This is a genomic window from Nostoc sp. DSM 114159, from assembly GCF_053470285.1.
In genome coordinates this window covers 592,602-615,407 of the sequence record NZ_JBPFEH010000001.1, presented here as the reverse complement: position 1 = coordinate 615,407, position 22,806 = coordinate 592,602, and the positions used below count along the sequence as shown (strand labels likewise).

The 22,806-nt window shown below is 41.0% G+C and carries 19 protein-coding genes and 2 pseudogenes; 10 read left to right on the top strand and 11 right to left on the bottom strand.

The annotated features are described in order from the left end of the window. Positions 1 to 109 precede the first annotated feature (109 nt). The 3 genes from ACR5KR_RS02440 (at position 110) to ACR5KR_RS02430 (ending at position 4,331) form a co-directional block, all read left to right on the top strand. Positions 110 to 1,480 (top strand): protein kinase domain-containing protein, encoded by a 1,371-nt coding sequence (locus ACR5KR_RS02440; RefSeq protein WP_448265316.1) that lies wholly within the window; start codon positions 110 to 112, stop codon positions 1,478 to 1,480. Between the two features lie 71 nt (positions 1,481 to 1,551). After that, the gene (locus ACR5KR_RS02435; RefSeq protein ID WP_448265315.1) at positions 1,552 to 3,015 is read left to right on the top strand and encodes an ABC transporter substrate-binding protein; all 1,464 of its coding nucleotides are present in this window, start codon (positions 1,552 to 1,554) and stop codon (positions 3,013 to 3,015) included. A 263-nt stretch (positions 3,016 to 3,278) separates the two neighbouring features. Continuing rightward, positions 3,279 to 4,331, top strand: coding sequence for a hemerythrin domain-containing protein (locus ACR5KR_RS02430; protein ID WP_448265314.1), 1,053 nt, complete (start codon positions 3,279 to 3,281; stop codon positions 4,329 to 4,331). 81 nt (positions 4,332 to 4,412) lie between these two features. Here the strand turns inward: ACR5KR_RS02430 and ACR5KR_RS02425 are convergent, their stop codons facing one another. The 5 genes from ACR5KR_RS02425 to ACR5KR_RS02405 form a co-directional block, all read right to left on the bottom strand. Continuing rightward, positions 4,413 to 5,597 carry a M20 family metallopeptidase gene (locus ACR5KR_RS02425; protein WP_445627924.1) on the bottom strand — a complete coding sequence of 395 codons (1,185 nt, stop codon included), beginning with the start codon at positions 5,595 to 5,597 and terminating at the stop codon, positions 4,413 to 4,415. 278 nt (positions 5,598 to 5,875) lie between these two features. Next, positions 5,876 to 6,439 (bottom strand): pentapeptide repeat-containing protein, encoded by a 564-nt coding sequence (locus ACR5KR_RS02420; protein ID WP_445627925.1) that lies wholly within the window; start codon positions 6,437 to 6,439, stop codon positions 5,876 to 5,878. Positions 6,440 to 6,847: 408 nt separating this feature from the next. Further along, the gene (locus ACR5KR_RS02415) at positions 6,848 to 8,605 is read right to left on the bottom strand and encodes a serine/threonine protein kinase (protein ID WP_448265313.1); all 1,758 of its coding nucleotides are present in this window, start codon (positions 8,603 to 8,605) and stop codon (positions 6,848 to 6,850) included. A 216-nt stretch (positions 8,606 to 8,821) separates the two neighbouring features. Further along, positions 8,822 to 9,010 (bottom strand): 30S ribosomal protein S21, encoded by a 189-nt coding sequence (gene rpsU, locus ACR5KR_RS02410; RefSeq protein ID WP_012407716.1) that lies wholly within the window; start codon positions 9,008 to 9,010, stop codon positions 8,822 to 8,824. Between the two features lie 116 nt (positions 9,011 to 9,126). Then, entirely contained in the window at positions 9,127 to 9,450 is a 324-nt protein-coding gene (locus tag ACR5KR_RS02405; protein ID WP_445627927.1) for an RNA recognition motif domain-containing protein, read from the bottom strand. Between the two features lie 703 nt (positions 9,451 to 10,153). Between ACR5KR_RS02405 and ACR5KR_RS02400 the strand changes: the two are divergent. After that, positions 10,154 to 10,351, top strand: a pseudogene (locus ACR5KR_RS02400) (IS4-like element ISSysp3 family transposase); the annotation flags it as partial. Between the two features lie 68 nt (positions 10,352 to 10,419). On the opposite strand, the gene ACR5KR_RS02395 reads toward ACR5KR_RS02400, so the two are convergent. From ACR5KR_RS02395 to ACR5KR_RS02385, 3 genes are all read right to left on the bottom strand, one after another. Further along, entirely contained in the window at positions 10,420 to 12,099 is a 1,680-nt protein-coding gene (locus tag ACR5KR_RS02395; protein ID WP_448265312.1) for a tetratricopeptide repeat protein, read from the bottom strand. A 2-nt stretch (positions 12,100 to 12,101) separates the two neighbouring features. Then, complete coding sequence (locus ACR5KR_RS02390; RefSeq protein ID WP_448265311.1) at positions 12,102 to 12,335, bottom strand: hypothetical protein; 234 nt, start codon at positions 12,333 to 12,335, stop codon at positions 12,102 to 12,104. A 543-nt stretch (positions 12,336 to 12,878) separates the two neighbouring features. Continuing rightward, the gene (locus ACR5KR_RS02385; RefSeq protein ID WP_448265309.1) at positions 12,879 to 13,502 is read right to left on the bottom strand and encodes an SMI1/KNR4 family protein; all 624 of its coding nucleotides are present in this window, start codon (positions 13,500 to 13,502) and stop codon (positions 12,879 to 12,881) included. A 446-nt stretch (positions 13,503 to 13,948) separates the two neighbouring features. Between ACR5KR_RS02385 and ACR5KR_RS02380 the strand changes: the two genes are divergently transcribed. Then, entirely contained in the window at positions 13,949 to 14,131 is a 183-nt protein-coding gene (locus ACR5KR_RS02380; RefSeq protein WP_289796540.1) for a CsbD family protein, read from the top strand. A 531-nt stretch (positions 14,132 to 14,662) separates the two neighbouring features. On the opposite strand, the pseudogene ACR5KR_RS02375 reads toward ACR5KR_RS02380, so the two are convergent. Beyond that, positions 14,663 to 15,759: pseudogene (locus ACR5KR_RS02375) on the bottom strand (hybrid sensor histidine kinase/response regulator). 587 nt (positions 15,760 to 16,346) lie between these two features. Between ACR5KR_RS02375 and ACR5KR_RS02370 the strand changes: the two are divergent. Both ACR5KR_RS02370 and ACR5KR_RS02365 read left to right on the top strand, forming a co-directional pair. Further along, positions 16,347 to 17,066 carry a response regulator gene (locus ACR5KR_RS02370; protein ID WP_445627933.1) on the top strand — a complete coding sequence of 240 codons (720 nt, stop codon included), beginning with the start codon at positions 16,347 to 16,349 and terminating at the stop codon, positions 17,064 to 17,066. 186 nt (positions 17,067 to 17,252) lie between these two features. Beyond that, complete coding sequence (locus ACR5KR_RS02365; RefSeq protein ID WP_448265308.1) at positions 17,253 to 18,941, top strand: NAD(P)H-quinone oxidoreductase subunit 4; 1,689 nt, start codon at positions 17,253 to 17,255, stop codon at positions 18,939 to 18,941. A 112-nt stretch (positions 18,942 to 19,053) separates the two neighbouring features. Here the strand turns inward: ACR5KR_RS02365 and ACR5KR_RS02360 are convergent, their stop codons facing one another. Both ACR5KR_RS02360 and ACR5KR_RS02355 read right to left on the bottom strand, forming a co-directional pair. After that, positions 19,054 to 19,293 (bottom strand): hypothetical protein, encoded by a 240-nt coding sequence (locus ACR5KR_RS02360; protein ID WP_445627935.1) that lies wholly within the window; start codon positions 19,291 to 19,293, stop codon positions 19,054 to 19,056. Between the two features lie 55 nt (positions 19,294 to 19,348). Further along, a complete protein-coding gene (locus tag ACR5KR_RS02355; RefSeq protein ID WP_448265307.1) occupies positions 19,349 to 19,726 on the bottom strand; it encodes a hypothetical protein in 378 nt (125 codons plus the stop codon). Between the two features lie 206 nt (positions 19,727 to 19,932). Between ACR5KR_RS02355 and thrB the strand changes: the two genes are divergently transcribed. From thrB to ACR5KR_RS02340, 3 genes are all read left to right on the top strand, one after another. Beyond that, the gene (gene thrB, locus ACR5KR_RS02350; RefSeq protein WP_448265306.1) at positions 19,933 to 20,847 is read left to right on the top strand and encodes a homoserine kinase; all 915 of its coding nucleotides are present in this window, start codon (positions 19,933 to 19,935) and stop codon (positions 20,845 to 20,847) included. 29 nt (positions 20,848 to 20,876) lie between these two features. After that, a complete protein-coding gene (locus tag ACR5KR_RS02345) occupies positions 20,877 to 21,389 on the top strand; it encodes a hypothetical protein (RefSeq protein ID WP_448265305.1) in 513 nt (170 codons plus the stop codon). Between the two features lie 832 nt (positions 21,390 to 22,221). Beyond that, positions 22,222 to 22,758, top strand: coding sequence for a universal stress protein (locus tag ACR5KR_RS02340; protein WP_445632194.1), 537 nt, complete (start codon positions 22,222 to 22,224; stop codon positions 22,756 to 22,758). Positions 22,759 to 22,806 lie beyond the last annotated feature (48 nt).

Sequence of the window (22,806 nt, the reverse complement as noted above, 5' to 3'; positions counted from 1 at the left end):
AAGTGCGGGCTACGCCTACGTCATTATCTATGTAGAGACTTTACAATGTAACGCTTCTAGAGAATTTAAGGTATATCCTAAAAACTAATAAAATGACAGCGATAGTTATATGGTCTGCTGCCTAAATCCTAATTGCGAGAATCCCAAAAATCCTGACGGGGCAAATTTCTGCCTCAGTTGTGGCACACAGTTGGTATCGCTCTTGAGAAATCGTTACCGAATCATCGCACCATTAGGAAGAGGAGGTTTTTCACGCACATATATTGCAGAAGATATAGACAAGCTCAATGAACGATGTGTTGTTAAGCAGCTGGTTCTAAGTCAATTTTATGCCAGTCAAGGTAGTCAGGCACATAAAAAAGCGACTGAGTTGTTTGAACGAGAAGCTAAACGTCTCAAAGAACTAGGAGAACATGTCCAAATTCCCAATTTATATGCATATTTTAAGGAAGCTGAATATCTGTATTTAGTGCAGCAGTTTATCGAAGGGCAAAATCTGTTGCAAGAGTTAAAACAACAGGGAGTTTTTGATGAAGCCAAAATTCGAGATTTTTTAAATGATTTATTATCCGTAATGGTAGACATCCATCAACAACAAGTAATTCACCGAGATATTAAACCAGAAAATATTATTCGCCGTCAAAATGATGGGAAGTTAGTACTAATTGATTTTGGGGTGGCAAAACAAAAAACGGAACCTACAAACACTACGATCGGGACAATTATTGGTTCTTTGGGTTATGCACCAATTGAGCAAATGCAAACGGGTAAAGTTTTTCTGTCTAGTGATATTTACAGTTTAGGAATAACTTGCTTTCAACTGCTGACCAATATTTCTCCTTCGAGTTTGTGGATGAAACAAGGCTATGGTTGGACTTCTAGTTGGCGGCAGTATTTAACGCAACCTATAAGTCAAGAATTAGAGATGATTCTTAACAAGTGTCTACAAGAAAATCACGAACAGCGTTATCAATCTGCACAGGCTGTCTTACAAGACTTGAAGAAGTTGCCACCGCTAAGGTATACATCACCTCCTACTGTTATTCCACCTACTCTACCATCAAGAACGCAACCGCAAAATCAATATCAATCAACTCGATATCTACCACAATTATCTAACAGGAGATTATTGTCTGGAGCAATAATAGCTGGATCGGGTAGTTCATTTTTAGCGATCGCACTTATAAGTTTTCTTGGAACGACTTGGATTAGCTCTGGATTGTGGTTGCTCATTTTAGGAGGATTAATCTTTATTCAATCTCGCCCACTTCTAGAAAAAGCTTATTTAATTGTTATTGCTATCATCGCCAATTTACTCGTTGTCTTTATTTTCAGAAATCTCTTAACTAATAATCTTTTTAAAGCTGGTTTAAATGGGATGTTACTTGTAGGATTGCTAGTTATTCTAGCAGGTTTATTAACAGTTATTATTGTGGGCGTATCTGAAATAATCAACAACCTGATTGCTAAATATCTTTAGTTTTTTGGTTTTGTTCAATTGTCATAAATCTCTATATTAAGATAAATTTTGTAAAAGATTGGTAATTATTCATGATAAATAAAAAAGAAAACTTGAGACTACTTATTTCTTTGGGTCTGGCTGGGGTAATGGTAGCAGCTATTTTATGGTTAATTAACAAAGTATCTTCTACTATCGTAACAACACCATCAAACCCCACACAAACTTCATCTTCATTTACAAATAAGTCGTCATTAATGAATTTGGGTACAAGGATTTTGGTGAAAGTGCAAACATCGCCTGAAAAGACAGATGGAGTTAAAGCTTTTGCTGAAAAAGATTACAGTACTGCCGTTAAAAAGTTTACTGATTCTCTGAAAAATAATCGCAACGACCCAGAAACTTTAATTTATTTAAATAATGCCAAAATAGCGCGAGATAATTCATTAGCTATAAAAGTTGCGATCGTCGCACCAATTAACTTCGATCCTAGTTTAGCAGAAGAGATTTTACGCGGTGTAGCTCAAGCTCAAAATGAAGTTAATACCCAAGGAGGAATTAATGGTAAAAAATTGCAAATTGTAATTGCAAGTGCTGATAATAGAGAAGATTCTGCACGGCTAGATAATGAATTAGTTGAAGATCAAAGCCTTGTAGCTGCTGTGGGCGTTAGACGTAACGCAGAAATATATAAAGAGAAAGGTTTGGTTTTAGTCTTACCCGTCGAGCTACCAAATCAAGCAGAAAATCCAGGAAAGTTAAATAATAATACATTAAATAGTCAGCCTAATAGTTCCACAAATAACTACTTATTTCACGTAAATCCCTTATATGATAATTTAGTAGATACTCATTCTCGCTACATTGCTCGACAAGCAAGGAATATTGCTATTTGTGGCGATGTTCGTAATTCAAGAGATAATCCAACCTCTTCATCAAATCAGATACTCGTAGAAAAGTACACTCAAGCTATCAAAAATTATGGCAGCAACGTTATTAGTACGCCTTGCAATTTAGCAGATAAGAATTTTGACCCGAAAGCTTTTGTAGATAAAGCCATAGAAACAGAAAATGCAAGTGGCTTTTTACTAATGCCTTCAATCAGAAATATATACTTTGCCACCAAAGTAGCACAAGAAGTTAAAGGTAGAAAGCCACTGTTTGCATCTGAAACTATGTACAGTGCTACAACTTTGCAAAATGGCAAGGATCTCGAAGGAATGGTATTACCTGTGTATTGGCATCGTGATGCTAATAAAGATAACCCCTTTGCAAAAAATGCCTTTCAACTTTGGAATGCACAAGTAAATCAGAGAACAGCAGGAGCTTATGATGCACTCCAAGCAATTATTGCTGGTTTAAAAAAAGATAGTACCCGCGAAGGATTACAAAGGGTATTGTCTAATCCCAATTTTTCAACATCTGGTGCAACCGGAATGATTCAGTTTTCGGCATCCGGGGAGCGTCAAGGAGAAGCAATGCTTGTCAAAATTGAGCGTTGCGAGTCTTGCTCTAGTGGGACTGGTTACGATTTTGCCCTCTTGAATAAGAAGTAGTTTTTTCGATCTTAATTGTCATTCTAAAGATATAAATTGCTTTCAAATAGGTAATTTATTCAATTTGAATGTCATACTAAACTGCTTAATTTAATGGCAATCAAAAATTGAAGCGATCGCTTCAATTTTCTCTAAGGAAAAGTTTTATTTATCTACCCAGAGTTGCGAGCGCGATCGCTCAAAAGAAAGATGGAATCCCCCTAACCTCTGTGTCAAGGTTATATCAAGTAAGAATTACGAACACTTTGCCGAGGAGAACACGGATGGTTACTACTTTAGATGATACGAAACGCAATGCTATTGCTGTAAAACTTGCAAGTCTAAAAGCTCTGCAACAATTGGTCATCGAAAATGAACAATCGCTTTTGACGCAAGGGCTTGATGCTGAAATTGCCGATCGCATCCGAAATTTTATAAATGATGATGAAAAAAACCTTGGTGTTCTGGAAACCGTAATTGGTCAATATGGGATTCAGGCTGAACCCAAACAAAATGTTACACAATTCATTGAAAAAGCTCGCGAATTGTTCAAAGGTTCTGAGTTAAGCCTGTATGAGAAAGTCTCTCAGCATGAATTGCTGAAACATCAAATAGTAATGAGTGGCTTGATAGTTCACAAAGCTGCTCAAAAAGTTGGCGCTGATGTGTTGCTAGCGATCGGGCCATTAAATACCATTAACTTTGAGAACCGCGCCCACCAAGAGCAACTCAAAGGCATTCTGGAAATTCTGGGTGTCCGCGAACTCACCGGACAAGATGCAGATCAAGGAATTTGGGCACGTGTTCAAGACGCTATGGCCGCAGTCAGTGGTGTAGTTGGTAGTGCTGTCACCCAAAACAGTGACAAAAAGGATCTAAATATCCAAGATGTTATCCGCCTCGATCACAACAAGGTAAATACCTTATTCACCGAACTACTGCAAAGCAACGATCCACAAAAGATCCAAGAGTACTTCGGTCAAATTTATAAGGATTTAAATGCTCACGCTGAAGCTGAAGAGGAAGTAGTTTACCCACGAGTACGTCCTTTCTACGGTCAAGATAACACCCAAGAATTGTTTGACGAACAAGCTGAAATGAAGCAAGTGTTAGACCAAATTAAGGGTATTAGTCCTTCTTCATCTGAATTCAAAGATCGAGTTAGACAGCTGATGGAAGCTGTTGGCGACCATATTCGTCAAGAAGAAAGCACAATGTTTGCTGCTATTCGTAACAACTTGAGCAGCGATGAAAGCGAGCAACTGGCTACTGAATTCAAAGCCGCTAAGACCAAAATTCAAGAAAAATTAGGCGTTGTTAGCGAATCCAATGCGTAGAATGCTTAAAAGCATTCTATATCCGCTAAAAAAGGTTAATTAAACAAAAACTCCCAGCGTTTATCTGCTGGGAGTTTTTGTTTACAAATGTTGCTGACAGTATTTATAAGCGGTGTATGCCATAGTTACAACCCCGGTGATAATTGCAGATTCATCGACTTCAAATTGGGGATGGTGTAAAGGGTGATTTATGATTCTTTCTTTGTAGCCGACACCCAAGCGAAACATAGAACCGGGGACGTGTTCCAAATATATAGAAAAATCTTCAGCACCAAGGGAAGGTTCGGGTAGTACTTGAACGCGATCGCTACTCCAAGCTTCTTCTGCGGCTGATTGTAACAATTGCGTCAGGGCGTAATCATTTTGGACGCTGGGTACACCTTGGCGATAATTGACTTGATACTTTGCTCCGTAGGTATGGCAAACATTAGATACAATGTTTTCAATCCAGTTTGGGAGATGGGCACGGGTTACGGGATGGAGCGATCGCACTGTTCCCAATAATTGCACTTTATCAGCAATTATATTCGGCGCTCTGCCACCATTAATCTTCCCGATACTCAATACTACAGGACGCAAAGGATTTTGTGTCCGGCTGATAGCTTGTTGCAGTGCCGTAATCACTTGGCAAGCAATCCAAATCGCATCAATCGCCTCATGGGGACGCGCCCCGTGTCCAGATTCTCCCATAATCAGAATCTCTAAATCATCAGCGGCGGCTGTTAATGCCCCGTAACGCACGCCAATAGAACCTGCGGGTATAGAAGGGAAAACATGAACCCCTAATAAAGCTGAGACATTTTCCATCGCCCCATCTTTCACCATCCAGCTTGCCCCTTGAGCAATTTCCTCGGCTGGCTGAAATAAAAACCGCACTTTCCCACCTAATTCCTCAGTCATTTGGGACAGCACCATTGCCGTTCCTAACCCTACAGTAGTATGAACATCGTGACCGCAAGCGTGCATAATCCCATCTGTACGAGAGGCATATTCTAAATTAGTACCCTCTTGAATTGGCAAGGCATCCATATCAGTGCGAATTGCCAATAAACGGTCATTTTGGCCAGTGCCTTGAAGTTCTCCAATCACGCCCGTTTTACCAACTCCTTCTTGTACGTGCAGTCCACTGGAAGACAAAACACCAGCAACAAAGGCTGCTGTTTGGTACTCTTGCCCACTGAGTTCTGGATGAGAGTGGATATGGCGGCGAATTTCAATTAAGCGGGGCGCTAGTTTTGCTGCTAAGTCTTTTATATGGGTAAGCATCGATTTAATTAATCTATAGGCTAGGCTTTTTTCCCATGATAAAGAACTGTTAACAAACAAAATGCTTTTGCTATACAAGGATAAGGGAGGCAGGGGAGCAGGGAGCAGGGGGCAGAGAGCAGGGGGATGTGGTTCGACTGCGCTCACCAACCGGGAGATGAGGGAGTAAGGGGACAAGGGGACAAGGAGATAAACAAAACTCCTAACTCCTAACTCCTAACTCTTAACTCCTAACTCAGCACTCCTAACGCCCCATTCCCAATGCCCAATGCCCCAGTTTATTTTGAATAGCAGGTTGTGCCTCGAGTATTTTCGGGTTTAAACTCGTTACATTCTCTGGGATTTTGACGCTCTAACGACCAGCCATAGGGTTTGTCGGAGGTAACGACACCATTAGCCAGAGTTGTTAGTCGGTAGTTAGCCCCTCGAAAATTAGTAAATTGCAATATGGCATCTTTTAAGTTTGCTGCTTCTAAATTGGCGCTGATAAAACCGGCAAAAGACAGATCGGCATTTTCCAGGGATGCTGATTTTAAATTTGCTCCAGTTAAAGAAGCACCATTGAGATTCGCCGAATTCAGAATCGCACCTTCTAAATTTGCACCGGTGAGATCGGCATTTGTGAGATTAGCTTGAGATAATGTAGCGCCGCTCAAGTCAGCCCCTCGCAAATTTGCTCCAGTTAGATTCAGCCTAGTGAGGTCAGCGCCACTCAAATTACACCGAGGACAGGCACTTGTTGCCTTCAACTGATCCAAGTCTAGCTGATTTAATGCAAGAGCCTGCTCTGCAAACCCTAAACAAGCTAACAGGGAGACGCTGGCAATAATCTTAAGTTTCATATTTTTTACTGATATTTACAAAAATGACAAGTTACGAACATCACGTACTGTCATCCTTACATATACCGCTTCTCTAAGGAAGTACAGGGATGAAGCATTGATTAAGAAGCTGTAAAAATACTATAAATTATAGTAGTAACACTACTCAAACGGAAATATAGGCTATAGAATCAAATCGTAAGGAACTATACCGAACCAATTATAGACTACCAAATATGTGATCCCCCTAGCTCGATGAAAAATACGACTAGGGGGATCTTGTTTTTGGGCATTGGGAATGGGGCATTGAGAATGGGGCATTGAGAATGGGGCATTGGGCATTGGTTATTAATTCTTCCCTTGCTCCTCTGCTCCCTGCCCCCTGCTCCTCTGCCCCCTGCCCCCTGCCCCCCTGCTCCCCTGCCTTCTTCACCGCCATCCTAAAAAGCGCAGTCCAGGAACAATTAGGTAATAACTCACTCCTAACCAGAAGCTGATAAAGAAGCCTACAGAGCCAAAAAAAGTCAGAGGTAACTTTAATGCTGACCAAGCTGGTTGACTGGCAAATTGGAAAATTGGGGGTGCTAAATTCAAAAGAATCAAAACTGCATAACCGATCGCACTGCCAAAGGCCGCGAACACAGCGTACACTACATGATGGCTGCGAAGTCCTAAACTCAAGGTGAGTAGGCAAACTGCTACTAAAATCACAGCTACTAAGCCCTCGCCGCTATCTTTTGGGGTGATTAATTGCAAAATCAACCAGCCAAAGCCATAGCTAATCATGCCCATCAGGGAAGCCACTAAAAACCGCCGCCGTTGACCAAAACACCCGGATACTGTTAATCCCCACGCGGTTCCCCAGCCTGCGGCGACGAATACCAAAATATCTGCCCCGAAGACGGGTTGAGTATTTGGTACTAATTGATTTAGCTGACTCCCAATCAATTCCACAACCTGAGGCCCCAAGCTGGTGCGATAGGCCAAAATAAAACCGGCGATCGCACCAAAACAAGCGCCGATAGTACTCAGGATCATCGCCCAAATCGTCGCCAAACAAGCTCGGAAAATTTTGATGATTGTCTGAGCGATAAAAATAACGGTTTTGGTGACAGCTAGGCTAAAGTTAACTAAAACTTGTTCAATAGCTTGTGTTATCAGTGTAAATCTCTGGGAAACTTGCGTTGAGGCAAGCTTTATCTTGTCTTGCAGTTGAGCAAATAACCCTGGTGGCGGTAATGGTTGAGAAATCTTCGCCAAACGTTTTTGAATTATAGCTGCATTGGCTGGACGCGATCGCACATCCTCCTGCACCATCTCATCCAGCAAATCTGCTAGTTGCGGGTTGACATTCACCACAGTTCGCCAGCGCAATTTACCCGTTTGCCGATCTTCCAACTCTAGCGGGTATTTGCCTGTTAGTAGTTCAATCACCGTTCGACCAAGAGCATAAAAATCGGCACTTGGTCCAACAATACCTCCAGTCACTTGTTCTGGTGGACTGTAGCCAGAAGAAAATAATCGCGTGGAACTGGACACAGAACGCACCTTAGAGGCACTAAATTGTTTCGCTCCACCAAAATCAATTAACACCAAGCGATCGCCTTCTGCTTGCCCTGGAGACGGGGTTACAGATGACGAAGTACCCAGCATTAAATTAGAAGGTTTGATATCTCGGTGAAGAATCTGACGTTTGTGTAATTCTTGTAAAATCTGCACTGCTTGGGCAAACCAATTTAAAACCAAATTCTCTGGACACCCTTGGGGAAAGTTTTTTAATATCTCCTCTAAAGTCTGCCCATTGATTTTTTCCATTACCAGACAAGGGAGTTGGTGCGGTTTGGGGTTAAACAGTTGTATCTGAAAATATCCTTCGGCATCGACTCTGGGGACACCTGGATGGTGCAAACCGGATAAAACCGCCGCCTCTTGGGTAAATAACTCCAGTGCCTTCGGCGAATCTTCTACCAATACTTTCAACACTTTCTCTGTTTGAGTTTTTTCATCCCAAACTGTGTAGATTTGAGCAAATCCTCCCGATCCCAAGGACTGAAGTGGAACATAGCGGTCTAACAACTCTAGCGGTGCGCCACAGCTGTTGCAAAATTTGTTTCCCCAAGGCTGAGGATAAGGACGTTGACAATCAGGATTTATGCAGTGAACCGCACTCTGAGTGATGTGGGACACAACCGCTACAATACAAAGGCTGACTTGATTTTAGCGTTTCTTTAGGTTTCCTGATTTGAAAATAGATAAAAGGAAAACCCCCATAGATTCTATGAGGGAATTCATTCATATTTACAACGAATTTCAAGGAAGGTGAAGTACACAAGCTTGCGTCTCAAAGCAAGGTATAAAGCCTGTTTGACTTCTGACTCACTGAATTCTGCTGTATCTCAGCCCTTAATTACGAAAACTTCTCTTACTTTGTCTGTGCTTGGCAACTTCTTTGCGCTTGCGTTTTTCTAAGGGTGTTTCAAAATGACGATGCTTTCTCATGTCTGGAAAAATTCCCGCCTTGGAAACTTCTCGTTTAAATCGTCGTAAAGCTGACTCAATGTGTTCATTGTCACCTACAATTACTTGGGTCATTATTTCTCCTACTAAGTTGACTTCATCAATGGCTATGCAGGCGGTAACATTACAAAAAAAAGACAGACTCTTGTTTGTCTGACCTTAAGACTCTTGGTAAGTTTTTGTTTCCAAGGTTAGTACCGTCCGCCACTGCCACCGCCGCGGTTGCCGTATCCTCCTCTGTTACCACCAAAGGAACCTCTATCACCTCTGTCTTCCTTGGGTTTAGCTTTGTTAACTTTCAAGTCACGACCCATCCACTCAGCACCGTCGAGAGCTTCAATGGCAGCAGTTTCTTCAGCTTCAGTTCCCATTTCCACAAAAGCAAAGCCGCGCGGACGACCTGTTTCACGGTCAGTAGGTACTTGAACGCGCTTTACAGTACCATATTCTGCAAAAATACCACTTAAATCTTCTTGTGTAACGTCATAAGAGAGGTTACCTACATAAATTGACATCGATTCTCTCCAAAATCATCACTGTGTAGAGATTTTAATTTCTCTCAGAAGTCTGTAAATACTAAAAGGAAAAAGCCTTTCAATACTAAAACCAAAGACATCACTAAATTAACTCTCATAAATCTAGGATGACATACGAGCCAACTCTTTGCACCCACTAGATAGTTAACTAGTGATGCGATCGCACCTAAGCGATCGCCCGCCCCCACATACCCTAAGTACAATCCACCGCAAAAAGGGGTTGGAAATGGAATAAGATAAATTCTGTAGGGTGATATAGAAAATCAGACATGCAGGGGCGCATCTTTGAATATCCGAATTGAACGTTTGACTGCATTCACCATGAAGCATTACTTCAAGATTTTAATACGAAAGGCAAAGTCAGGCAACAAATATAAAACTATTGTGACTTGTATTCTTTGGGAAAACCTGCTATAAAAGCAACTGCGATGCTTATACCAGCAAGCATCGCGAGTCTTTTTCTTTGGCGCTAGCCTCTTTTTTTGGAAAAGGAGAGTAAGTGGCATGAAAAAGAGGGGGAAAGGGCAAGGGGGAAAAGGGAAAGGGAACCCCATATTTCAAAACAGGGGTTTCAGATATCGAGTCGGCAATTTTTATCGCACTACGTGGCGGGTAAAATCTTCTTTTTTGTTCATGATGTAAAAGTTTTTCCTTCTTCCCTTCCCCCCTCCCCTTATCCCCAACTCGACTGCAACAAAATCCCTATCCTCCTTCAACTCTTGCTTGGGCGACTTGGATTATCGCTCGGCTTGGTGGTTGGTCTGGTTACAAATCCCAAAAACCTCCCGGTATTACTACTTTGAGCCGCGGACTTGAGCAATTTGAATCCACCTTTTTTGGCTGGAAGCTCGCTCTGGGCAAACTTGTGTGTACACCGTAGCCTTATCCCCAGAGGGGGTCCCACCTTCCCCTTTCCCCTTTTCCCCTTCTTGGTAACATCATGTTCGGCTAATTAACCAAAGTTGCAATCTTAAGTTGCCGAACATCACCTTTCCACGCTGTCTCCAATTCAGCTTTAACAAGTTGAGCGGCCTCATCTTTGCCTAGTGCCTGCAAAGTTGCCTGCAAGCCAAATAAAGAACGTCCATTATGGGGATATTTTTTTAAATCGGCACGAAAGACTTTCTCAGCTTCTCTATAATCACCCTTAGCCAAAAGCACAGCACCCAAAGATTCCCGCGTCGGAAAGTACCAGTCTGGTGGTTCCACGTAATTAAGGGCATCTTCTGCTACTACTGCTTTTTCTAGCAATTGGATGGCAGATTCATAATCATGCTTTTTTCTGGCAATTTTAGCGTCTAGAACTTTTGAGGCAATGTCTAAAATAGTACTGGCTGGACTGAATCCAATGGTTGCTTTAGTGGAAATTCCCTGTTTGGCAGCCAGTAATGCCCGACTTTCACTTGCTGCATCTTCAAGTTTGCCTGTGGCTGCGCTTGCCATACCGCGAGCAAAATGCCAAAGTGCAGAGGTAGTGGGCAATTTAGCTTCAGGAGCAGGAGTTTTGAAGATCGCATCCCAATCACTAAAGCGTGTCTGAATCAGCATTTTGCTGCCGAGGAATCCCTCAAGCATTGGTGCATAGGGGTCAATTGCAGTAGCATTTGCAACTAATTTATCTGCGGATTTCAGAGCATCTTCATATCTTCCTGCCATGCTGCTAGCCACCATGAGGAAATGTACGTTGTGGTTGTAATACATCATGGGGTAAGTGCCCTGGACTTGATATTTTTTGATGTAAATATCATCTTGAGCAATCGCCAGCTTGTTTGCCTGCATTGCCCCTTGATAATCTCCCACACGAAAATAAATATGACTTGGCATGTGTACCAAGTGTCCTGCTGCTGGCGCTAGAGTTCCGAGTCGGTTAGCACTGACAAGGGCCCGTTCTGGAGAAGGTGAGGCTTCTACTGCATGAATATAGTAATGATTAGCTCCTGCATGATTCGGGTTACGTTTGAGAACTGATTCTAAAACAGCCACAATTTCTTCTGTATCTGGCTGTGGCTTACCATCTTTAGTCCAGTGCTGCCAAGGATGCAGATCCATCAAGCTTTCAGCGTAAAGTGTCGCTGCATCCAAATCATCAGGATAGCGCTTGACTAGGTTTCCCATTGCTTTGGCGTAATCTACTGCTAGTTGATACAAATCAGCATCGGCATCTTGAGAGTAACGTTTTGCTAAGGCGTTAATGTAGTCTCGTTCTGGGGTGGAAGCTTGGGTAGAAAGGGCCAAAGCTTGCTGTACTGCTTGGTAAGCAGCTAATTCCCGATTGGGGTCTATTTCTGAATTAATATTGGGCCCCAAGGCTAAAGCAACACCCCAATATGCGATCGCTAAATGCGGATCGAGTTTGGCAGCGTATTGAAAAGAACGCACTGCCTCATCATGATTGAAAGCGTAAATTAAATTTAATCCCTGATCGAAAAACTTTTGGGCTTGGGGATTAGAAGTAGAAACTGGATGGTGGATTGTACCAAGTCCAGATATTAAGTTGTATGGCTGTTTTAATTCAGTGTAGACGTGTTGGTGTAGGCTCTCGTCGAGAAGCGGCTTGTTGTCAGATATCGCCGCACTAGGAGCGACTAAAGAGAATATAAGCACCCAAACTAGAAATAAGCACTTCATTATTATTTTTCTTCAAGCTCTTTTTTAATATTCAAATGCCACAGTTTCTCTAAATAAGCAACTTGTCGGCAAAAAACAGCAGTCCGGTATTTCTTATAGATATTAAACCCGACAAACACAATCATTGGAATCAAGATAGAATATCCGATGAAAATGTTAACAGACGAATCAGTTGGCATTTTGTAGTCTATATATTGGGAGTTGGCAGTTGGTTGAGTACTAGAATTTGATTGCATAAATATCTTCATAAATACTACAAGTGAGAAGCTAGAAATAAACGTGGATAATTGTTCCTGCTGTCTTTGAGCAGAAATTAGTCACAAGTTCTATTAGGTACTTCAAAGTCGCTGCTGAGACTTATCTATGCCTTCTTGCACTAGCTAAATTATTCTTCAGTTAAAACCTGAGAAATTATGTTGATTTCTGCTAATTTTTGTGACAAAATCCTTATTCTGCAAGTTACTGCTCCTAAAGTATTTACTGAAATTTCCACTATTTTTAGTGTCAGTTATTTCTAGTACTTGTTTAATTACTCAGAGTTGCAGAAGCAATATACAGCGAATTGCAAGTTAATAAGTGACTATTAAGAAAGATGTGACTAATATATAACTCAATACGCTTGCGTTAACCCCAAAAACCTTAAACTACGTAGGTTGGGTTGAGGAACGAAACCCAACATTTGCACGACTTTGTTGGGTTGAGGAACGAAACCCAACATTTGCAGGACTTTGTTGGGTTGCGCTTTGCTTAACCCAACCTACAATTTTTCTTAACTGTAATTATGAGTTATATTTTCGATATATTTCTTTTTCAAGTTCTAGCTTTTCTTCATCTATTCGGATTATCATGTCATCTTCCTCTCCATCTTCATCTGGTATGAGTTGATATAAACCAAACTCACAACACTCTGCAATTACAGATATCATACTGATAATATTTTTATATATTCTTACTGAATCCTCAAGGCAACCAACATCCCAAAGATAAACCGGAGATGGATCGAGATCGCCAACTACATAAAGCATTCTTTTGGTCTCATACGCAGCAATAGGAAACCATTCTTGCTTCCAATATGCATCATCGTAGTTAGTTGCTTCCCCTATACTTTTGTAAATATAAACTGAATTTTGCAAGGAACAAAAAGAACAAATGATATCGGCTCTTAATTGCTCAGGAAACAAAAAATAGAGTGGTAGATAGCCATTGTTATAACCAAAATCGGCGGTTCCATTACGCCATTGATAAAGTTCGTATACTTCTTCGGATAAGCGGAATGGTAAATCCTTTGTAATTTCGTCAATCTGCTGGCGAGTTAAACCTGGATTGTAACAATCAAAGAAATCATGATTGGTAGATTTTAACCAATTCAAAATATATTGAAGTTCATCCGTAAGTTCAGACATTTAACTAACCTCATTTAGTGATTAAAGACGAAAGTATTTTTAAGCATCTCCTCTCATTTATCCAGAATTGAGTACACGGACTCGCTAATACTGCACTATCTACCACCAATTTGAAAGCCTCCGCACTCTGTTGACATATTTACCATATCCAGTGGTAATAAGCCAAGTTGCGGGTTATCAACATCACTATCTACCTGAAGTTATAAATGATTTTGTCTAAAGATAGAACAATATAATGATACCTTTCCCTCTTTTGGATATTAGGTGAATTTCCAAAGATGATTTTCAAGGTTCAATAACTATGTACAATGGACACAAATATTTGTCATAAAAACATCGTCAGATAGAAGAAGCAAAAGTTATTTAAAAGTAATCTATAGATATTGCAGCGCTTTTCAAGCAAGCAAGAAATAATCAACACTTAACCCACTTTAGGAGCAAAAAAGATGAGTATCGAAGATAAAGCAAAAGCTTTTGCTAAAAACGTCGAAGGAAAAGTACAAGAAGCAATTGGCGAAGTAACTGGCGATCCTAAAGATAAAGCTGAAGGTAAAGCTAAACAAGCTGAAGCCCAAGTCCGTCACACTGCTGAGAATATCAAAGATGAAGTTAAAAAGACTTTAGAATAGTACAGCGTGATAGAGATTTTCCTCGCTGTAACAATTTGTTCAAGTAGTTAGATTTTGATGGTAATGTAATAGGTGAAATTTTATTTAGGAAGAAGGTTTAAGTTAAATAATTATTTACTGAACCTTCTCCCTTTATTCACTCTGTTTTTTACCTAAGATTTTCAGCCATTTTGAAAATAACGATCGCAAAACATTTTCTCAATCTATTACTGATTTTTTCAAAGGTGCTAATTCATAATTAATATTCTATTTACCTATCTTTTAACAGACATCCCAACATCACAAGGTAACTCGACTTATACTAAGCTGTTACCCAAAAAGAAAAGCACATCAATTGGTGAGGGTTGTCCTTTGTCCTTTGTCTTTTGTCATTTGTCCTTTGTCATTTGTCCTTTGTCATTTGTCCTTGGTAAACACAAATGACTAATGACTAATGACTAATGACGGTCTTAACGGAAAGTGCAATATGTAGGCGCATTAGCTTACTGTACTAACAGCGTTATTAGGGTAATAATTTTTTGTCGCCTACTTTTAGTTTTCGTCAGCTAAAGGTAGGCGGATAGTAAATGTACTACCCTTGCCTGGTTCAGATGTCACATCGATTGTGCCTTGATGTGCTTCGATAATACAGCGAGAAAGATATAATCCCAAGCCACTACCAGAACGTTGGTGTTTTCCTTGACGAAATCGCTCGAATAATATTGCCTGATCTGGTTTAGAAATTCCTGGCCCTGTATCTTGGATATCAATATTCACAGCTATCGGAGTCAGATAACAGTGAATATTTACAGAGCCTTTGTCTGTAAATTTGATCGCATTGCCGATAATATTTGTCAAAACTCGCCGCAGTTCTAAGCGATATCGCCCATAATGGTGCTTGCAGTTTCACTTAGATCGATGTTTACAGCTAATCCTTTTTCTTCAGCTAAAGGAGTTAATTCTTGGCAAACTTCACTAACTAATTCCTGAATATTGCAGGGAGAAATTTTTAAGGTTTTACAGCCCGCTTCATGACGATAAACTTCTAACAAGGTATTTACCATTTCCAGCAGGTCTTGGTTGCTGCCAATCATGGTATTAATTATTTCTTGCAATTGTGGCGAAACATCGCAAAACCTGCCTTCCAGCAATAATTTTAATACGCGGTTAGAAGCTACTAGGGGAATGCGTAAGTCGTGAGTAAAACGGGAGACAAAATCTGCACGGAGGTTCGCCATCTGATCTCGTTCGTCGATACTATGCTTGAGGCGCAGGAGCGATCGCACCCTTGCATGGAGTTCATCAGGATCGAATGGTTTGCGAATGAAGTCATCTGCACCAGCGTCTAGTCCTTCAACTACGCTAGACTCATAGTGAGCCGTGAGCAGCAGAATCGGGATAAATGGCAGCGCCTGATTCTGTCGGATGCGCCGAGTGAATTCATAGCCATCTAGCTCTGGCATCATCACATCTAAGAGAATTATGTCTGGCGGTGACTCTTCAACCATAGCCAGAGCAATCTTACTATCTTCTACCAAGCTAATTTCATAGTCCTCATCTTCTAGGACTGCTTCTAAGACCAGCAGATTGTCAAAAATATCATCGACAACGAGAATTTTATCTTTTTTGACAGTTTTAGGTAAAGACATGGCTATATAAAAAAGAAGTGCTTGGCTATCCCTAGCAAATCTAGTAATAGCTTACTTCACCAGCGCTGAGATTATTAAGGATTAACATTTTCTTTTGGAGTTTCCTGAGTTTAATACCTTTTTTTTGCGTAATTACACTGCCCTTTTCTTGATAATGTGTATTATTTATTTGATAAAATACTCTTCTCATAAGTATATTAGTCGCCTAAATTATCCAATTAATATGAGTACCTGGGTGCTAAAGTGAGTTATTTTAGTCGCTTTTATATGCATAATACCGCTCAAAGCAAGGATAACTACTTAATAGTCACCTACTTTTACTCGCTACCAGATTTTTCCGGAAAATTTGTTTAGCATAACACATCGGGCGTTGGGTTTATGTATAAAAATATTTTCTGATTGACTTATATTGTCATATCGAAACTCTTGCCTTAGAAAAGCTTACGAGATAAGGTTATCTATGTCTAATGGTAGATGAAGTTCAGGAAATAATACCAAACGCATTGCTTTTTGTATAAGATCCCGAATAGAAGAACGAGATGATTTTAATCTCTACTTTAGATAAATAACAGTAAAGTTAAGCAACTATGAGTGAAATCAAGATCCTTGTGATTGAAGATCACAACCTGACAAGAATCGGCTTGCGGTCTGCTTTACAAACCCAGCCAGAGTTTAACATTGTTGGTGAAGCAGCCAATGCAGCTGATGGTATCAAGCTTCTAAAAACTCTCAAGCCGGATGTTGCTACTATTGACATTGGTTTGCCTGACATGGATGGTATTGAGCTAACACGCACATTTAGGCAATATCAGGCAGATAATGAGGACTATACAACAAAGCTGCTAATTTTAACGATGCAAAATAGCGAACAAGCAGTTTTAGCAGCATTTGCAGCAGGTGCAGATTCTTATTGTATGAAGGATATAGAAACAGAAAAACTAGTAGAAGCTGTGCAAACGACTTATGCAGGTAGCTCATGGATCGATCCAGCGATCGCAGACCTTGTACTACAACAAATACGTCAAGATTTCCCCGATGGCAACAAAGGCGCATCTGGAAAAAGAGTTTTGATTGAAGGTATTGACCCAGATGTTGAGAAAAGTATAGTCAGCTATCCTTTAACTCATAGAGAGATGGATGTTTTAGAGTTGATTGTCGCTGGCTGTGACAATGCAGAAATTGCCAAAAGGCTCTATTTAACAGTCGGTACTGTCAAAACTCATGTTCGAGGTATTCTCAATAAACTCTGTGTTGCTGACCGGACACAAGCTGCTGTCCGTGCGTTGCGGGCCGGATTAGTACCGTAAGCAAGTAAGTAACATCATCAAAGGCGTATACAAGAACACTTAACAAATAAAAATATTTCTTTCCCAGTCTCCAGTAAATTGTTTTTTTGGCCAAAGCAGTTCACTGGGACAAAGATTTATGAAGAAATTGTTACAAAGTTTAGTAGAATGACATAATTGACTAAATAAGTATTTTTCTATACATACATGATAGCGGCTCAATTTCCCTGGCTTACCGCGATTGTCTTACTGCCACTTGTTGCTTCCCTGCTCATCCCCGTGTTGCCTGATAAAGATGGTAAACTCGTACGGTGGTATGCGCTGGGTGTAGGTATTGCAGATTTTGCCTTAATGTGCTACGCCTTTTGGAAGCATTACGATGCCAGCAGTGCTAGTTTTCAAATGGTGGAAAATTATGCCTGGGTTCCTCAGTTAGGTTTTAACTGGGCGGTATCAGTCGATGGGCTTTCAGCGCCACTTGTGCTTTTAGCCGGATTTGTCACCACACTCTCGATATTTTCAGCTTGGCAAGTCGATCGCCGACCCCGCCTCTTCTATTTTTTAATGCTGGTGCTGTATTCGGCACAAGTAGGGGTGTTTGTTGCTAAAGACTTGCTGCTATTTTTTATTATGTGGGAAGTAGAGTTGATTCCCGTCTACCTACTAGTCTGCATTTGGGGTGGGCAAAGGCGTCGTTATGCAGCTACGAAATTTTTGTTGTATACCGCAGCTGCTTCTATATTTATTTTGGTGGCAGCCTTGGCAATGGGGCTATACGGCGGCGGTGATATGACATTTGACATCACCGCCCTTGCCAGCAAAGAATATCCTCTTAGTCTACAACTGCTACTTTATGCAGGATTGTTGATTGCATTTGGTGTCAAGCTTGCTGTTTTCCCGATGCATACTTGGTTGCCTGATGCCCACGGCGAAGCATCCTCTCCTGTATCGATGATATTAGCTGGTGTATTGCTGAAGATGGGCGGATATGGACTGATTCGCCTGAATCTTGAGTTACTTCCCGATGCACACATTTACTTTGCGCCTGTTTTAGCCATTCTCGGTGTTGTCAACATTATCTATGGTGCATTGAACTCCTTTGCTCAGACGAATATGAAGCGGCGTTTAGCTTATTCGTCGATTTCTCACATGGGATTTGTATTGTTGGGGATTGCGTCCTTCACTGATTTGGGAATCAACGGCGCGATGTTGCAGATGATTTCGCATGGTTTGATTGCATCGGTGCTGTTCTTCTTAGCAGGTGTTACTTACGATCGCACCCACACAATGGTAATGAAAGATATGGGCGGTATTGGTCAAGCCATGCCCAAAGTCTTTGCCCTGTTTACAATCGGAGCGATGGCATCTCTGGCACTTCCCGGTATGAGCGGCTTTGCTGGCGAACTCTCCGTATTTGTTGGGATGACAAGCAGTGACGTTTATAGTTCAACTTTCTGCACCGTCACAGTTTTTCTCGCCGCAGTTGGAGTTATCCTCACACCGATTTATCTACTTTCCATGCTGCGAGAGGTATTTTATGGTAAAGACGCAGCCCTGCTATGCGACATTAATAATGCAGGCTTAGAAAATCGAGAAGATGAGGGAACAGTTTGTTTTGGTACAGACTGTCTCGTGCCAGAAGATGCAGTCTACGAGGATGCTAGACCTCGTGAGGTATTTATCGCCGCCTGTTTTCTGCTGATGATTATTGGTATTGGTTTCTATCCCAAGATGGCGATGCAAATGTACGATGTGAAGACCGTTGCAGTCAATGCTAATCTTCGCCAGTCTTATGCCATAGTCTCGCAAACAAATCCCCAAATTTATGCTAAGGCACTCTTGGTTCCGCAAATTTCAGAGGTTGAGGTAGCGCCAGTTTTGGGAACTTTGAAGTAAGCTTTTTGATTAATAGACTTGTGGAAAAGAGCGAACTCTAGGTATCTTTTTTAGGAATAATAAAGCATTGATAGCCGCTCACTATGGGTAGGCTATCAATTTCAAATCATTCTCAGGATGCCCAAGATGTTTTTTCTGGAAAAGCTCCTTTTTTCCAATTTTGCCAAACCTTTACTGCTGCTCGTTGAAAAAAGGCCTGCGAGTTTTGCTCTGGTGTTTCTTGAAGTTCTTTAACTTCGCCACTAAATTTATCTATCCACAAAGAGCCGAGACGATCTTCATCTGGACCAAAGCGGTAAGTAACGCCGATCTCATCCTCCTTTTCTTTTAGAATTAATACGTAAAAAGCCATAACAGATTAATTTGGTTTATAAGAGTTGCGATACTTTAGTTTTAACTTATTTGAGTTATGCTGATGTTACTGGGGGACTCCACAAACGACCAGAGCGTTCAGTAGCTTCATGAGCTGTACGGTAGTTAGTATGGAAAATTCCTTCAAACCTCGACTCAAAGTATTCATGTTCCAATAGTCTCAAATCTTCAGGGTTAAAATTACCTCGCTGTAACCTAATCCAGGCATCTGCTATATCTGGATCTGGACTAAAGCGGTTAAATCCGAGGTCGTAATCCAACTGGTGTTCATCATAAAATAAATGTTTTTTGATCCGACGAATGCGAAACTCTGCCCATCCAGTGTTACGTGCAATCATTGCTATATCGTCAGCATCACGAATAGCATCATACGCTTCAGGAGCATACTCAAGAAAGCGCTTTAAATATTCCATTTTTTAAATTAATTAATATAAATAGTCAATATATAATCCGATAATAACACTATTTTTCAGTCATTAGGTAAAATAATATATTAATAAAAAATAAAATGTAAATATTTCAGATGGGTATGCAAACTACCACAACAGATAATTAGATCGCTAATAAACAAATCAACCCTTTACATGAGATGCTGGTTGATGATTAGTGAGTTTTACCAATGTCTGTTGTTTCTACCATCACTGTTACCGTTCCCGCCACAACTGCGAATTTGGGGCCGGGTTTTGATTGCATCGGTGCAGCTTTAAAGCTGTACAACGAGTTCAAGTTCACTCGCATAGAAGAGAGTGGGTTAACTATTCATGTCACTGGTACGGAAGCCCAACGAGTCCAAACTGATGAGAGCAATCTCCTTTACCAAGCGTTTGTCAAGTTCTATCAACATATAGAGCAGACACCGCCGGCTGTGAAAATAGAGATTAAGTTAGGTGTACCGTTGGCGAGAGGTTTGGGTAGTTCGGCGACAGCAATTGTTGGTGGATTAGTTGCGGCTAATCAACTAGAAGGTGCTACTCTTTCTCAGTCGCAGGTGATGGAGTTAGCGATCGCAATGGAAGGACATCCTGATAATGTAGTTCCAGCTTTGTTGGGAGGATGTCGTCTGGCTGCTACCAGTGGCGCAGGTTGGGAAATTTGTGATGTTCCCTGGCATAAAGATGTTGTGCCAGTTGTGGCTATTCCTAATTTTGAACTTTCTACTTCAAAGGCGCGGGGTGTTCTGCCAACAGAAGTCAGTCGCGCCGATGCGATTTTCAATACCGCCCATTTGGGCTTATTGTTGCGCGGCTTGGAAACTGGTAACGGACAATGGTTAAAGACAGCTTTGCAAGATCGATTGCATCAACCCTATCGTAAAGCTTTGATTCCTGGTTATGATGCTCTCAACATTGCAGCTGTTAGTGCTGGTGCTTATGGTATGGTGATTAGTGGTGCAGGGCCGACACTGTTAGCTTTGGCGGATAAGTTACACTCACAGGAAGTGGAGGCGGCGATGTTAGCTGCTTGGCAAGAAGAAGGAATTACAGCCGAGGTGCGATCGCTTTCTCTAGATACCCAAGGCGCAAAAAGCTTTTAATATTTTACTCAGCACTTAAAACTCGATTTATGGAGCAAACTCAGGCTGAAATAGCGGCGCTTAACTCTCAAATCCAGGCTCTTTTAGAAGAACGCGCTGCACTCACGAGCAAAAATAATGTCATCTCTGGCGAGAATGATTCACCCCAGGCGATGGTAGAAGCTTACCGCCGTCAAGCCAGAGAAAATGCCCAATTATCAGTTGAACTCCAAGGCATAGATGCAGCGATCGCCGCTTTAGAAGGCAAGATAAAACAAAAACAAGGTAAGTTAGTGTGTTGGCAAGGTGAATCCAGACAACTTATCCAACAGCAGCAGCTAGAGGAAGCGAAAGAAGTGGCTCAAGTTCATGCTGAACGCATTAATCAACTAGCAAGTGAACTGGCCGCAGAAGTCCGTTTTCTTAAGGCTTGTGCCAATCAACTGAGTCCAATGTATTGGCAGATTTATTACAAGCCCTTTATTACTGGCTTGAAGACAATCTCCGTTCCCTATGTCCGCTCTGATGGAGAAGTGTGGACAATTGTCAACCGGATTGTTTAATACTTTACTCTTTTCGTTTGTAGGCAATACATTAGACCTCTTGGCAAAAGTGCTTTTTGCACTCTTGGGGGAAAAGGTTAAAGGTTAAAGGGGAAGGGGACTTTTGCAGAACCTTTTCCCCTTTTCCCGACAAATGCCAAGAAGTCTATTGACCTCTCGCCTTTTAGCCTATCCATTATCCAAATCTTTCTCAACAAAAATATAACTTACTTAAAACAAGCGCAAAAACATTGATAGTTATCCACTCAAATTCTTTAGTTTGTGGTTAGCGATCGCCTAGAAAATTTTCGTCATTTACATTCTTCTGCTTTTGTCTATCCGCAGATCGCTTTGTTCTACAATCCTGTTCCTAGCTTATTTGCAACAATCTTAAGAAAAATGTGACCAAAACAGACTTATGGTACTACAAGCCCCTAAATTTATTTATGGGGATAATAATTTTGAATTTTGAATACTTCGACAAGCTACCTCGGCTACGGTTCCATCGAGCGGAGTCGAGATGCTCGGCACAAGTCAGTGCAAGTTTTGAATTTTGAATTCCCCAAAGGGGTTGACTAATGCATAGCAATTTTCAGAGAGGAATTTAGGCTCAGTACCCAAAGATATTTATTGCGAAATGAGATGCTCTCTCATGCTCAAAGATAAATGCTGACTTTCTTCACAACTTCCTCAAATTATTTTGCTATACATAAATATAGGGCAAAAACCTTTAAGAGATTTAAGATTTAAAAGTCGCTAAACATAGTTGAGGGATTAGTCATTTTTGACAATCCAGCATCTGGAAACCCGAAACCGTAAAGACCAATCACCAATGAAATCGGAGGTCTATATGATGTTTAAAAAGATTCTAGTTGCATTAGATCGCTCGGAAATAGGGCAACAGGTTTTTGAGGAAGCATTAGATTTAGCAAAGTTAACACAAGCTAGCTTAATGTTACTTCATGTCCTGTCTTCCGAAGAAGAGGGTAGTCCTTATGTACCTATGCTGTCTAACATGGACTACTATCCAGGATTGACCAATCAAAGCTTTGAGTTATACCAAAAACAGTGGGATACCTTTAAAAATCTAGGAATCCAGATGTTGCAATCTTTCTGTGCCCAAGCAAACACAGCAGGTGTGATTACGGAATTTACACAAAATGTTGGTAATCCTGGTCGCATTATTTGTGATTTAGCCCATAGTTGTGGCGCCGATCTAATTGTTATGGGGCGTCGGGGCCATTCTCGGCTGATGGAACTATTTCTTGGTAGTGTGAGTAACTACGTTCTTCACCATGCTACTTGTTCAGTGCATGTTGTGCATCTTTCAGTTACTCCTAAAAAAGATGAAGTTGTCAAAGAAACTACAAATGCTTTTAGCGTTAACTAACTACTAAGCTGTTCCACATTTAACTTGCATAGTTAGGGTGGGCAAAAC